General features: G+C 56.3%; 11 protein-coding genes, 1 tRNA gene and 3 pseudogenes. 13 read left to right on the forward strand and 2 right to left on the reverse strand.

Annotated features, from left to right (window positions below; all coding sequences use genetic code 11):
- From AVO44_RS19650 to AVO44_RS19695, 10 genes and pseudogenes are all read left to right on the forward strand, one after another.
- Positions 1-232: hypothetical protein (locus AVO44_RS19650; RefSeq protein WP_205626565.1), on the forward strand; the 232-nt coding region annotated here is incomplete at its 5' end.
- Between the two features lie 38 nt (positions 233-270).
- Entirely contained in the window at positions 271-930 is a 660-nt protein-coding gene (locus tag AVO44_RS19655) for a response regulator transcription factor (protein ID WP_068340925.1), read from the forward strand.
- A complete protein-coding gene (locus AVO44_RS19660; protein WP_068340926.1) occupies positions 930-2,258 on the forward strand; it encodes a sensor histidine kinase in 1,329 nt (442 codons plus the stop codon). Before AVO44_RS19655 ends, AVO44_RS19660 begins: the two co-directional genes overlap by 1 nt.
- 30 nt (positions 2,259-2,288) lie before the next feature.
- A pseudogene (locus AVO44_RS20855) lies at positions 2,289-2,603 on the forward strand (DDE-type integrase/transposase/recombinase); the annotation flags it as partial.
- 291 nt (positions 2,604-2,894) lie between these two features.
- Positions 2,895-4,496, forward strand: a complete 1,602-nt coding sequence (locus tag AVO44_RS19670) for a TadE/TadG family type IV pilus assembly protein (RefSeq protein WP_068340928.1) — start codon at positions 2,895-2,897, stop codon at positions 4,494-4,496.
- Complete coding sequence (locus AVO44_RS19675; RefSeq protein WP_233422038.1) at positions 4,496-5,026, forward strand: TadE/TadG family type IV pilus assembly protein; 531 nt, start codon at positions 4,496-4,498, stop codon at positions 5,024-5,026. The genes AVO44_RS19670 and AVO44_RS19675 overlap by 1 nt, the downstream gene beginning before the upstream one ends.
- A 4-nt stretch (positions 5,027-5,030) precedes the next feature.
- Positions 5,031-5,585, forward strand: a complete 555-nt coding sequence (locus tag AVO44_RS19680; RefSeq protein ID WP_082677592.1) for a TadE/TadG family type IV pilus assembly protein — start codon at positions 5,031-5,033, stop codon at positions 5,583-5,585.
- 162 nt (positions 5,586-5,747) lie between these two features.
- Positions 5,748-6,250 (forward strand): annotated as a pseudogene (locus AVO44_RS21655) (transposase); the annotation flags it as partial.
- Positions 6,251-6,257: 7 nt separating this feature from the next.
- Complete coding sequence (locus AVO44_RS19690) at positions 6,258-6,812, forward strand: DUF2924 domain-containing protein (RefSeq protein ID WP_082677593.1); 555 nt, start codon at positions 6,258-6,260, stop codon at positions 6,810-6,812.
- Positions 6,809-7,252 (forward strand): annotated as a pseudogene (locus tag AVO44_RS19695) (recombinase family protein); the annotation flags it as partial. The gene AVO44_RS19690 and the pseudogene AVO44_RS19695, both read left to right, overlap by 4 nt.
- 328 nt (positions 7,253-7,580) lie before the next feature.
- On the opposite strand, the gene AVO44_RS19700 reads toward AVO44_RS19695, so the two are convergent.
- Both AVO44_RS19700 and AVO44_RS19705 read right to left on the reverse strand, forming a co-directional pair.
- Positions 7,581-7,655, reverse strand: a tRNA-Gln gene (locus tag AVO44_RS19700).
- A 447-nt stretch (positions 7,656-8,102) separates the two neighbouring features.
- On the reverse strand, positions 8,103-8,591 hold the full coding sequence (locus tag AVO44_RS19705; protein WP_420865728.1) for an SH3 domain-containing protein: 489 nt from the start codon (positions 8,589-8,591) through the stop codon (positions 8,103-8,105).
- A gap of 171 nt (positions 8,592-8,762) precedes the next feature.
- Here AVO44_RS19705 and AVO44_RS19710 point away from each other — a divergent pair, with 171 nt between their 5' ends.
- From AVO44_RS19710 to AVO44_RS19720, 3 genes are read left to right on the forward strand one after another with little or no spacing between them, the layout of a single operon-like run.
- Positions 8,763-9,749, forward strand: coding sequence for a 2-hydroxyacid dehydrogenase (locus AVO44_RS19710; RefSeq protein WP_068341001.1), 987 nt, complete (start codon positions 8,763-8,765; stop codon positions 9,747-9,749).
- 38 nt (positions 9,750-9,787) lie between these two features.
- Positions 9,788-11,581 (forward strand): gamma-glutamyltransferase, encoded by a 1,794-nt coding sequence (gene ggt / locus AVO44_RS19715; RefSeq protein ID WP_068340932.1) that lies wholly within the window; start codon positions 9,788-9,790, stop codon positions 11,579-11,581.
- Positions 11,582-11,593: 12 nt separating this feature from the next.
- The gene (locus tag AVO44_RS19720; protein WP_068340934.1) at positions 11,594-13,006 is read left to right on the forward strand and encodes an FAD-binding oxidoreductase; all 1,413 of its coding nucleotides are present in this window, start codon (positions 11,594-11,596) and stop codon (positions 13,004-13,006) included.
- The last annotated feature ends 34 nt before the right edge of the window (positions 13,007-13,040 follow it).

Here is a 13,040-nt window from a genome sequence, read left to right on the forward strand (position 1 = left end):
CGGTGGCAACTCTGGCGGCAATGGCGGTGGCAACTCTGGCGGCAATGGCGGTGGCAACTCTGGCGGCAATGGCGGTGGCAACTCTGGCGGCAACGGCGGTGGCAATTCCGGCGGCAACGGCGGTGGCAATTCCGGCGGCAACGGCGGTGGCAATTCTGGCGGCAATGGCGGTGGCAACTCTGGCGGCAACGGCGGTGGCAATTCCGGCGGCAAGGGCGGTGGCAAAAAGTGATGGTTAAACAACCGTCCACGCGCTTATAACTCCAGAGTATGAGAATTCTACTGGCAGAAGATGAACCACACCTCTGCGATCAGATCAAAAAGCTTCTGAACGCCGAAGGCCGGGTGGTGGATGTTGTCCATAACGGGCTCGAAGCTCTGCATCTGGGCGCGACCGAACCCTACGACATGATCATTCTGGATATCGGCCTGCCTGAGCGCGATGGTGTATCGGTTCTGCGTGAATGGCGCGACTCCGGTGTCCAGACTCCGGTCTTGATCCTTACGGCGCGCGATGGCTGGAGCGAAAGGGTTGATGGCCTGGATGCCGGAGCCGATGATTATATGACCAAACCGTTCCACATGTCCGAGTTGGCTGCGCGCGTTCGCGCCATTCTGCGGCGGCAAAGCGGGCAGTTGAATCCGGTAATCGAAATGGGACGCGTCACTCTGGACACCCGCAACGGGCGGGTTTCGGTCGATGGCGTGCCGGTCGACCTAACAGCGCAGGAAATTGCCGTGTTGACCTACCTGGTCCACAATACGGGGCGCCTGATCTCGAGAACCGAGCTGTCTGAGCATATCTACGAATACGATGGCGACCGGGATTCAAACACCATTGCTGTCTTTATAAACCGCCTGCGTAAAAAGCTGGGCTCCGACCTGATCAAAACGGTTCGGGGCCGTGGATATATGATTGATTCAGCCTGATGTTGTCACTGCGTCAACGGGCACTGCTGGGAGGGATTGCATCCGGTGCCGTGTCTGTGACTCTGGGCACACTTGCAGTGTTCTCCTATATCAATGACCGGGTCTCGGAACGGTTCGACACCGCTTTGCGCGACCGCCATACGCAGCTGGTGGTGGGACTGAGCGTCACCACTCAGAACCCCGATGCACTGCGCGATCTAATGTTCGACCCGGCCTACGGCACACCCTATTCAGGGCGGTATTGGCAGGTCAGCAGTGATGATGGAGAGATTTATACTTCGGCGTCGCTGTTTGACGGGATCATCGCCGAACCACACGGCAACCCGGATGTACAGACGCTCTGGAACACACAAGGGCCGGAAGATGAAACCCTGCGTAGCGCCTATCAAAAGATTACCTACGAAGACGGTACGGTCTGGGGTGTCAGCGTCGCCGAAAGTCGGGCGCAGCTTGTGGCCGAGCGTCGTGCTGCGCAGAAAAGCCTGTTGCCTGTGTTTGCCCTTGTTGGTCTGATTGGAGTGGCCGGATCGCTGCTCCTGATGTCGTTCATCCTCGGTCCGCTGCAGAGGCTTCGCAGCGATGTGGCGCATCGCTGGGATCGGGACGACGACCTCGAACCGGGTGACTATCCTGAAGAGGTTTCTCCCCTCGTCGATGACTTGAACAAGCTTTTGCGTCGAAACCGCGACATAGTGGCGGGGTCGCGCCGACAGGCGGCGGATCTGGCACATGCACTCAAAACCCCCGCCGCCATCCTGCGTAACGAACTGGTTACCCTGTCCGAGGCCGGAGCTGCGACCGATATCGCACAGGAAACACTGGATCGGATTGACGCTCAGCTGAGCCGGTCACTGGCCAGGCTGCGGGCGCTGCACACCGCGGACCTGACTCATTCCCGAACCGATCTGTCAAATTCCATCGATCGATTGGCTCGCTTGTTTACTACGATAGCGGATCGCGAAGGAAAGACGCTGGAAATCAACCGAGACCCCGATCTCTGGGTGCGCATGGACGCACAGGACATCGAAGAAGTTCTTGGCAACTTGCTCGACAACGCAGTCAAGTGGAGCAGACGGTCAGTACGCCTGACAGCCAACCGTAGACAAGATCACATCCAAATCCGTATCGAGGATGACGGCCCCGGAATACCGCTACACGCTCACCGCGAGGCCCTTCGATCCGGGGGGCGGTTAGACACCTCTGTCACAGGCAGCGGTTTGGGATTGGCAATTGCAGTCGATCTGCTTGCTGCCTATGGCGCCCGCTTGGATCTACGAACATCCGCGTCGCTGGGCGGGTTGGAATGCCGGGTTGAAATCTCGACCTGAAGAAGCGCGAAATTAGCTTTTCAGAGCTTGCGAGACCTTTTGGCAGCGCAGGGTGTGATGGTCATTCGGGAAGCAATCCGGCTGCTGGTCAATCGATTTGGACATCATTTCTCGGACTGCCTGTGCCGGGATCGGCCGCGACCGATCGACAGGTGGTGCCTGGATGAAGTAGTGATTCCTTACAAGAAACACTGGCTGTGGCGGGCGATCGACGTAAATGGAGACGTTCTCGATATTCCCTTGCAAACGCGCAGGAATACAAAAGCGGCAAAGCGGTTGCACCAAAGACTGGTTTCACAGTTTGGCGAACCAAGGGTCGTCATCACAGATGAATTACGCAGCTATATCTTTCTGCCGCCCCCGCCGTTATCAACTCACCAACCACCACGTCCGCAACTATGCGTTTAACCTCTGGGCCAACTACGCTGCCGGGGTGGCAGTATGAACCAGTCTGTGCCAATATTTCAGTGGTTGTAGAAGACAACTTGGCAATTGCGCTTAGCGAACTCAAGATTGTTCATCTTGCGTTAACATTTGGTTCATTTTCAGTAATTTTGTCGCCCAATCATTTCCCAAAAAATAACGAAATTCTTTCCTAAGGTGTCTTCGAAACTTGGATGCTAGCCGGAGAGCGCCATGCTAGATTTTCTGCCCCCGAAAGATACACCGCAGTTTGGTCGTGACGAAAGCGGTTCACTTACCATTTTTGCCCTCTTCATGTTTTTGATCATGGTCGCCACTGTGGGTATTGGCGTGGATTACATGCGTTTTGAGAACGAACGCACAAACTTGCAGTACACACTGGACCGGGCTGTTCTGGCCGCTGCGGACCTTGATCAAAAAGCCGAGCCAAAATCCGTCGTTCGTTCATATCTGGAAAAGAAGGGCCTTTTGGAAAATGTGACCAGCATCAATGTGGTCAACAGCGCAGGTTATCGCGAGGTGTCGGCAACTGCCATTTCCGAGTTGCCGACCCAATTCATGCACCTTTCTGGCGTCGATACAATGACCGCACCCGCGGCTAGCACGGCTGAGGAAAGCGTTGGTTTGGCCGAAATCTCAATAGTCACGGACGTCTCGACCTCGATTGATCTGCCAGCATTGAAAGAAGCTACGAAAAGCATCATCACGCAGATTGGAACGAAAAACGGGACTTGGAGTAACGAGATTTCATTTTCACTTATCCCGTATTCCAGCCAGGTCAACGCTGGCGCGGATCTGCTGAAATACTATAATCTGGACCGTTTCCATAACCACTCGCACTGTGTCAACTTTATCGATAACGAATTCAGCCAGCCTGAACTTTCACTGACCAGGCTGCTGGAACAAACGGCTCATTTTGACCCTTACACCGAGACTAAAGAGCCGATTGAACATCCCGTCTGCCCAATCCGCCCCGGTTCGGCGATCCTGCCGTTTCAAAACGATAAAACGGTGCTTCATAACTATGTAGACGGCCTCACCAAGCTCAGCAATCCAGTGGCGGATGAGGACTCAGGCCTGGACAATGGCGCGAATTGGGGCCTTGTCCTGCTGGACCCGGGCACACGTCCGGTCATCAATAACCTCGCGACCATCGACAATATCGTGCCGGATACATTCAAGGACCGCCCCGTGGCTTATAATGGCGACGTCCTGAAGGTTCTGATCCTTGTGTCCGACGGAGACAATACTGACCAGCACATGCTTAACCCGTCGATGCGCACCACTATGTCAGATATATGGTACAACGCGGAAACTGATCGTTTCTCGGTCTACCAGTCGAACGGCAACCCCAACTACTGGTGGCCGCATGACAATAGCTGGCAGGATCACCCTTACGGAAATGGAGACACGCGTTGCTCGGGTAAGAAAAAGAGTACGTGCGTGACAGAAGACGAACCCGGCGAAGCGGTACAATTGTCTTACGTTGAACTGCTGAACCTAGTGTCTCTGGAACACATCGAAAACAACATCTTCACCCATTCGCCAAGCGCCTATGGTCAGTGGGAAGGCAAGGCATTCAGCAAGAAAAATGCGGTCGCCAAGGATCAGCGCACCAAACACGTATGCAAGGCCGCCAAGGATCAAGGGGTGATTGTTTTTGGTGTCAGCGTCGATGCCCCGGTGAATGGCCAAAAGGTACTGCAAAACTGCGCAAGCTCCGCAAGCCATTACTATGAAGCATCGGCCCCTGATCTCAAAAACGCCTTTACTTCGATCGCGTCCTCCGTCCGTATGCTGAGGTTGACACAATGATGCGTAGATTGATTTCCGCTCTGAACAAGTTCCACCACCAAGAGGACGGAAACCCGACCGTTGAGTTTGCTATCGTCTTCCCAGCGATCATGTTGTTGGTTCTTTCGGGGCTAGAGCTTGGCTTGGTAACATTGAAACACGCGCAGCTTGAGCGCGCCGTTGACCTGACCGTGCGCGACATTCGCCTGAACACCGGTGCCAATCCACAACACGACGACATCAAGGCTCTTATTTGCAGCCGCGCCGGTTTTATCAGCAATTGCGAAGCCAACATGCGTCTGGAGATGATCCGACAGGATCCTTTTGCCGCTATGACGGTGCCCGCCAATCCTGATTGCACTGACCTCTCCGAAGTTGCTCGCCCGGTGCGGACTTTCCAAAACGGCCTAGAGAACGAGTTGATGGTTCTTCGAGCCTGCGCCAAGATCAACCCCGTTTTCCCAACATCCGCAATGGGCAAGGCTCTGGTCAACGAGGAAGGCCAGTACGCCCTGACCGCTACAACTGTCTTTGTACAAGAGCCGAGTTAGTATCATGATTAAGCGAATTCTGACCAATGGCCTAAAACGTTTCCAAGCAAAAGAAGAGGGCTCGATTTCTCTCGAGGCAGTCCTCATTACCCCAATGCTTTTTTGGACTATTCTAGCAGGGTATACGTTTTTCGAAGCCTACAGGCAGAGTTCTTTGAACATAAAAGCGACCCATACGATTGGCGACATAATTTCCCGCGAAACTAGGGAAATCAACAGCGTTTACATTGACACTATGGAAGAAATGTTCAGTTTGATCGTGACCAATCAGTCTGATCTGAAATTCCGAGTATCGTTGGTTTTATACGATGAGGCGTCCGATAGCCACACGGTGAATTGGTCAGCAATACGCGGTGGGTATACCGAGAAATTGACGAACGCCAATATTTTGCAATATCGGGATGCTCTGCCCCTGATGTCAGATCAGAATACTCTGATCCTGGTTGAGACGTCCAATACGTTTGTCCCACCCTTTAAAGTTGGCTTGGGGAACATCGAACTGAAAAACTTCGTTGTCGCCCGACCGCGCTTTGCAAATAACATTAAAGGTAACGTCTAAGGCGGTTTGCCGTTGGTGAAAGGCGTCGCTCTGTCAAAAGAGGCTGTCACGAGGCTCACACAGAGTTAAAGCTGGGCGATGGTAGGCTCTGACACGTGGCATATCCTTTTCTCAGTAAAGAATTGCGGCGCGTGAACAACGCCATGATATGCCGCCCCTCAGGGCCATCACCAGCTTTCAAAAATTACTTACGGCTTTCGGGAGAGTACCCAAATCTGGCGTGAGTAGCTGCTCGACCTCACGTGGCGTAGCAAGGCCCATGCGCCCGATCTTGCCATCTGCGATGGCGCCTTGGGATCATGGGCGCCCTTGCGGTAAGTTTTAGGCAGCGCGCGTGAACAACGCTGTTGGGTCCGCAAAACCGGGACCCTGCTTACAGAGATGCCAAAATCGGCGCAGTCTAAAGTCAAGGGCCACATGCACGACATCTGGCAAGCCGGGACGAAGGCGGACTCGGCCTTCGATTTTTCTTCGTCGAGCCCTGTAGGGCGAAACACGATAAGGTAGCGGCCAAGCTGGTCAACGACCGAGACGTCCTGCTCGCCTACTACGGTTTTACCGCCGAACACTCGAAGCAAATCAGAACGAGCATCCCAATCGAGAGCACCGTTGCCGCCGTCCGCCACCACACCGTCAAGACCAAAGGCTGTCAGTGCCGGAAATCCGAGGCGGATGTTGCCACGATCAGCGAGAAGCTCGGCTGGCAGTCGCACACGACGCGGGCGGCGCAAGGCTGGGTTTGAGATCTCCACCGGGAAACCAGAAGACGGTAAAGCATCTTGTTACCGGATCATTGCACAGCCAGCGGACGCCACGTGCTGGGAAGAGCTCGGCCAGATAGACCGGCCCGCCCTGCGCGTGGCCTTGGCGGCGGCGTTCGGCGACGCCCCGCCGAATTTGCTGTCAATGGTCTTCATCCGCAAGGCGCTGATCTGGGATGCGCAGTGTCGGGCTTTCGGCGAGCTAACGACAGAGTTGAAGCGCGCCCTGATATCCGCTGCAGGCGGCCAGCATGTCAGAACCCCGAAACCCGCGATCAAAACCGGTACGCATCTTATGCGGGAATGGAACGGCCGGAGGTATCAGGTAGAAGTTCGAGAAGACGGCTTCGTGATGAACGACGACCACTACAAATCTCTGTCTGCCATTGCGCTGCAGGTTACCGGCACCAGCTGGTCGGGGCCTCGTTTCTTTGGCCTCACCAGCAGGGCCGGGACGGGCGCATAAAGAAGACCCGCTGCGCCATCGATACCTGTAAAAGGTCGGAAGACGGGCTGGAACAGAAGTTCAACTCGCTCCACGCCCAGCGGGAAGCCCGTGCCCCCTACATCGCCAGCCAGAAGCATGAAGGCTGGGTGCTGCTCGGCGATCACTACAACGACGGGGAACTCTCCGGCGGATCGCTGGATCGCCCGGCTTGGCAGCAGCTATTGGCGGATATCCAAGATGGAGAGATCGATCGCCTGACCCGGTCGCTGGCGAATTTTGCCAAGATCGTCGATATCCTCGATGCCGCCGGCGCCTCCTTCGTTTTCGTCACGCAGTCCTTCAACACGGCGACCAGCATGGGGCGGCTCACGCTGAACATGCTGCTCAGCTTCGAACAGTCCGAGCGCGAGGTGACGGCGGAACGGATCCGGGACAAGATCGCCGCCTCCAAACGACGCGTCCAGCACATGATCGATCTTGCCTTCCTCGCGCCGGATCTCGTGCGAGATGTACTTGAAGGCAAACAGCCCCTTGGCTTTACGTCCGACTGGTGCAAATCGCGAACCCTGCCATCAGACTGGCAGGAGCAGCGCGCGCTTCTCGCGACTCTCTGATCCACCAAACCCAAACCTGCTACCGCGAAAACGCCGAGCACAGACTTTTGGCTATTTGCCGCCGTGTTCCGGCTCGGTCAATGGTCTGCGCCAGCGCACGACGCCGCTAAACCGCTGATAACGCGCGACTATTCGAAGCTTACCTTGCACGGTCTGGATATGCGAGAGTGGGTGGCTGGGGTGGTAGGATTCGAACCTACGATACACGGTACCAAAAACCGCTGCCTTACCACTTGGCTACACCCCAACAGTGAGGCGCTGTCTACGATTGTTGTTTGGAGGGTTCAAGAGCTTTTAGGCGAAAAAATCAGCTTTGGGCAAAAATATTTTTAGTCATGACCGACAGCCCGGAACAGCAAAACTGGCGCTAGTTGAGCGGCATGGCGCAAACGGTGCCGCCTAAGCATCATCCGGAGTTCGTAAGTCACAAAATGGTGAATGGTGCTGAGTTCGCAAACCTGCGTTTTTAGGGTCTTACCTTAGCATCATGGGCTTACAAAACATGGGCGCGCACTGCCATTCTATGAGGGATTTTCAATTGCTGAACACACACTTTGACACATTGAAGAGAATAAAAATATTTGGAAAGCCAGCACACCTACCTAGCCGGGCATAGCCTGTTCTTTTCGCAGGCACCCGAGAACCCGGAGAGGATAAAGCTATACCCAGTTGTCGCGGCGGCCCAATCGCTACGCTATTCGCGAATTTCAGAGGGGTCGACGCCCCAGAGTTTTGATTTCTCTGCCCAGCCACGATACCCGCCAGCCGAGATGTGGCACCAATCCAGGCTGCATTTGCCAAGGCGTGCCACCACACCGGATTCGAATTTGGCGCTGACTTGGGAATTGGGGTCGGGGTTTGTGTAAACGGACAGCAATTCGGAATCGATCAGGACGGTACGTACACCTGAAAGCAGGGCGTAGTGTACCCATCCTCCGGCTCCGTCACGATCCTGCACCTTACGCCAATTGCCGTATTCGGCCGTGATCTGCAGCGGCATACCGCGCCGCTTGAAAACCCAATCGATTCGATGCGTCAGCGACGGGCCGCGGCGCACATTGCCCTCAGCGGCCTTCATCGAAACATAGCGGGGTATAGGCAGGTTTGTGACTTGGCCCCGCTTGTCTTGTGCGTTGGCGCTGAATGCCCCCAGAAACACAATAAATGCGCACGAAATCACCAGAAGGCGGCGTTTTACCGTTAGAAAACCACTCACTGACTGCCTGCTCTTGTGCCTGTTGATCTGGTTTCGAAAAAAGGTCGTCTCAATGCGATTGGGGTTCTTGTGCCCCGCCTGATCCTGCGCCACGATGCCATGGCGCGCAAAGATTTGCAAAGCGATGGGAGTGCAAAGGTGCCAAGAGAACGTCTGAGTGTTGTCGTAACGCGACGGTTGCCCGAGGCAGTGGAAACCAGACTGTGCGAGTTGTTCGATGTTCAACTGCGCGACGATGATGCCCCCATGTCGCGCGAAGAACTGGTCGCTGCGGTTCAAAGTGCGGATGTATTGGTTCCCACAGTTACCGATACAATTGATGGTGGCTTGTTGGGGCAGGCGGGCGAAAACCTGCGCCTGATTGCCAACTATGGGGCGGGTGTCGACAACATCGACGTCGCGACAGCGCGACAGCGCGGTATCCTGGTCTCTAACACGCCCGGCGTTCTGACCGATGACACGGCCGACATGACGATGGCGCTGATCCTTGCGGTTACACGACGACTGCCCGAAGGCATCAGCTTGATGCAACAGGGGGATTGGTCCGGCTGGGCGCCCACGGCCTTACTGGGTGGTCGGATCGGTGGCCGGCGTCTTGGGATTCTGGGAATGGGCCGGATCGGGCAGGCCGTGGCGCGACGTGCCAGCGTGTTTGGGATGCAAGTGCATTACCACAATCGTCGCCGGTTGCGCCCCGAGATTGAGCAGGAGCTTGACGCAACCTATTGGGAAAGTCTTGATCAGATGGTGGCGCGGATGGATGTAATCTCGGTCCATTGCCCGTCGACTCCATCCACGTTTCACCTGATGAATGCGCGCCGTTTGAAGCTGTTGAAACCCTCCGCTGTAGTTATCAATACCTCTCGGGGTGAGGTGATTGACGAAAACGCACTGACCCGACTGATCCGGTCTGGTGATATCGCGGGTGCGGGTCTCGACGTCTATGAACACGGCACTCAGGTGAACCCGCGTTTGCGGCAATTGCCGAATGTCGTTCTTTTGCCCCACATGGGCTCGGCCACGCTGGAAGGGCGGATCGAGATGGGGGAGAAGGTCATTATCAACATCAAGACCTTTGAGGACGGACACCGCCCGCCGGATCAGGTTGTCCCATCTATGCTGTGACGCGCCCGCGCCGCAGAAACAGTTTTCTGGAGGATACGATGAATAGAAATCTGATTTCGGGGTTGTTTTTTGCGGCGTTGACCTTTGGCGGTGCGTCCCTTGCACAGGAAACGGCAGATACGGTCGCGCCCGAGGGTGCCTCCGAAGGTCAGGTTCAGGCTCTGACCGATGAGGTCATCGCCTCTCTTGAGGCGAAAATGGCCGGGATACCGGTGCGTTCTGACAACTGGATGGTTGCTGCGGCGCATCCCCTGGCTGTTGAGGCCGGGGCCAAGGTGCTCCGTGCCGGTGGGTCGGCGGCTGATGCCATGGTCGCCGTTCAAGTCGTTTTGGGTTTGGTCGAGCCGCAATCCTCGGGCCTTGGTGGCGGTGCGTTTCTGGTCTGGTATGACGCCGCGACTGGCACATTGACCACGCTGGACGGGCGCGAGACAGCACCTCTGGAAGCGAACCACCGATTGTTTTTGGACAAGGATGGTGAGCCGCTGCAATTCTTCGATGCCGTCGTTGGTGGTCTTTCGGTCGGCACGCCCGGCACGCCTGCGCTGATGGAAGACGCCCACCGCCGTTGGGGGCGCAGCCCTTGGCCGGGCCTGTTTCAGGATGGCATCAGGTTGGCGGAAGAAGGGTTTCTTGTGTCTCCGCGCCTCGCGTCCCTTGTCGAAGCGGATTCTGAACGGCTATCACGCTTTCCGGCCACAGCCGAGTATTTCCTGCCGGGCGGCGAGCCGTTGCAGCAAGGTCAGCGTCTGATGAATCCGGATTACGCAGAAACTTTGCGCGTATTGGCCAGCGATGGATCTGCCGGGTTCTATGGTGGCGAAATCGCTGCCGGGATCGTCAGCACTGTGCGCAACGCCCCTGGTAATCCTGGTGTTCTTTCCGGTGTCGATCTGGCGCTGTATCAAGTGATCGAGCGTGAACCTGTCTGTGCCGCCTATCGCAGCTTTGAGGTTTGCGGCATCGGCCCGCCCTCGTCGGGGGCACTGACGGTTGGGCAGATTTTGGGCATGTTGAACGATTATGATCTGGCCGCGATGGGGCCAGAGGACGCAAATGCCTGGAGGCTGATCGGCGATGCCTCGCGCCTCGCCTTTGCGGATCGTGGGCGTTACATGGCGGATCATGATTTTGTTCCGATGCCCACACAGGGGCTGGTTGACCCCGACTATCTTTCTGAACGCAGTCAGTTGCTGAACACTGAGGGCGCACTGACTGAGGTATCGCCCGGCAATCCGGAATTCGATCATGCATCCAACTGGGCGGATGATGTGTCGCTGGAACTGCCTTCGACCTCGCATATTTCGATCGTGGATCAGTACGGAAACGTGTTGTCGATGACCACCACCATTGAGAACGGGTTTGGCTCACGCCTGATGACAAATGGGTTCCTGCTGAATAACGAGTTGACGGATTTCTCATTCAAAACCCACAGCAACGGTGTGCCAATCGCGAACCGGCTGGAACCCGGCAAACGTCCGCGTTCATCCATGAGTCCAACCATCGTTATGCAGGACAACGCGCCGGTGCTGGCGATCGGCTCGCCGGGTGGTAGCCGGATCATCGGGTATGTGGCCAAGTCGATCATTGCCTGGGCGGATTGGGATATGGATGTGCAACAGGCGCTGTCGCTGCCGCATCTTGTCAATCGGTTCGGCACTTACGATGTCGAACAAGGCACGTCAGCCGAGGGGTTCTTGGATTCGCTGATCGAACTGGGCTATGAGGTCAATCCACGCGATCTGACATCTGGGTTGCACGCGATTGAAATTGGCGAAGGTCTGATCGGTGGCGCAGACCCGCGCCGCGAAGGCATCGCGCTGGGCGAATAAAGGGAACTACAAATGGTGCAGGCTGTAGCTTTGGCGCGAAACGAGGCCGGGATTGAAACGGCTGTAGGCATACTCAAGCAAAAGTTTGGCGACCGTCTGCAAACGGGCCAAGCTATTCGCGAACAGCATGGCCACACGACCACCTGGATCGAAAATCAAGCGCCGGACGCAGTGGTCTTTCCCCAGTCGACCGAGGAGGTTTCACAGATTGTCAAAACCTGCGCCTTGCACAAAGTCCCTGTGATTGCCTTCGGCACCGGCACCTCGCTTGAGGGGCACGTGAACGCCCCGGCGGGGGGGATCTCAGTAGATTTGTCACGGATGAACAATGTGCTGGCCGTACATGCAAATGATCTGGACTGCGTTGTGCAGCCCGGCGTGACGCGCGAAGATCTGAACACTCATTTACGGGATCAGGGCTTGTTCTTCCCCATCGATCCGGGGGCCAATGCCTCGCTTGGTGGTATGGCGGCAACGCGGGCGTCAGGTACAAACGCCGTGCGTTATGGCACGATGAAAGACAATATCCTCAGCCTTGAGGCGGTGATGCCTGACGGTCAGATCATTCGCACCGGGCATCGGGCGCGGAAATCTTCTGCCGGGTACGATTTGACCCGCCTTTTGATAGGGGCTGAGGGCACTTTGGGCATCATCACCGAGCTTACCCTGCGCCTGCATGGCATCCCCGAGGCGATCACCTCGGCCCGGTGTTCCTTTCCGTCCGTCGATGCGGCCTGTCAGGCCGTGATGACGACGATCCAATATGGTGTGCCTGTGGCCCGGATCGAGCTGCTGGACGCGTTGTCGGTCAAGGCTGCCAACGCCTATTCCGGGCTGAGTTTGCCAGAAACGCCGTTACTGCTTTTGGAGTTTCACGGCTCGGACGCGGGCGCGGTCGAACAGGCGGACACCTTTGGACAGATCGCCGAAGAATTCGGCGGTGCCGATTTCGCCGCCACCTCGACCACCGAAGAGCGGAACAAGCTCTGGCAAGCCCGGCATGATATGTATTGGGCCAGCTTGCAACTGCGCCCCGGTGCACGGGGAATCTCAACCGACGTTTGTGTTCCGATATCGCGTCTTGCGGAATGTGTCACGACCACCCGGGACAAGGCCGAAGAGATGGGCCTCATGGCACCAATTGTCGGACATGTGGGGGATGGAAATTTCCACACTCTGCTGCTGATCGACATGGACAATGCCGAGGAAGTGGCCCGTGGAGATGCGTTCGTTGGCTGGTTGAACGATCTGGCGATCTCGATGGAAGGTACGTGCACTGGTGAGCATGGAATCGGACAGGGAAAACGCCCCTATTTACTTAAAGAGCTAGGTGCGGCGGTCACTTACATGGATGCCATAAAAAAGGCGCTGGACCCGGATAACATCATGAATCCAGGTAAAATCCTGTCTTTCCCCGGAAACTGACCTTCGACAAAAATCTGACCCTGAAGCCACATGG

The sequence above is a fragment of the Ruegeria profundi genome (assembly GCF_001507545.1).
GTDB lineage: Bacteria > Pseudomonadota > Alphaproteobacteria > Rhodobacterales > Rhodobacteraceae > Ruegeria > Ruegeria profundi.

Excerpts from the sequence above, each read along its gene's own strand:
- AVO44_RS19655 (WP_068340925.1), top strand. The coding sequence starts at position 271 with ATGAGAATTCTACTGGCAGAAGATGAACCACACCTCTGCGATCAGATC.
- AVO44_RS19660 (WP_068340926.1), top strand. The coding sequence starts at position 930 with ATGTTGTCACTGCGTCAACGGGCACTGCTGGGAGGGATTGCATCCGGT.
- AVO44_RS19670 (WP_068340928.1), top strand. The coding sequence starts at position 2,895 with ATGCTAGATTTTCTGCCCCCGAAAGATACACCGCAGTTTGGTCGTGAC.
- AVO44_RS19675 (WP_233422038.1), top strand. The coding sequence starts at position 4,496 with ATGCGTAGATTGATTTCCGCTCTGAACAAGTTCCACCACCAAGAGGAC.
- AVO44_RS19680 (WP_082677592.1), top strand. The coding sequence starts at position 5,031 with ATGATTAAGCGAATTCTGACCAATGGCCTAAAACGTTTCCAAGCAAAA.
- AVO44_RS19690 (WP_082677593.1), top strand. The coding sequence starts at position 6,258 with ATGTTGCCACGATCAGCGAGAAGCTCGGCTGGCAGTCGCACACGACGC.
- ggt (WP_068340932.1), top strand. The coding sequence starts at position 9,788 with ATGAATAGAAATCTGATTTCGGGGTTGTTTTTTGCGGCGTTGACCTTT.
- AVO44_RS19720 (WP_068340934.1), top strand. The coding sequence starts at position 11,594 with ATGGTGCAGGCTGTAGCTTTGGCGCGAAACGAGGCCGGGATTGAAACG.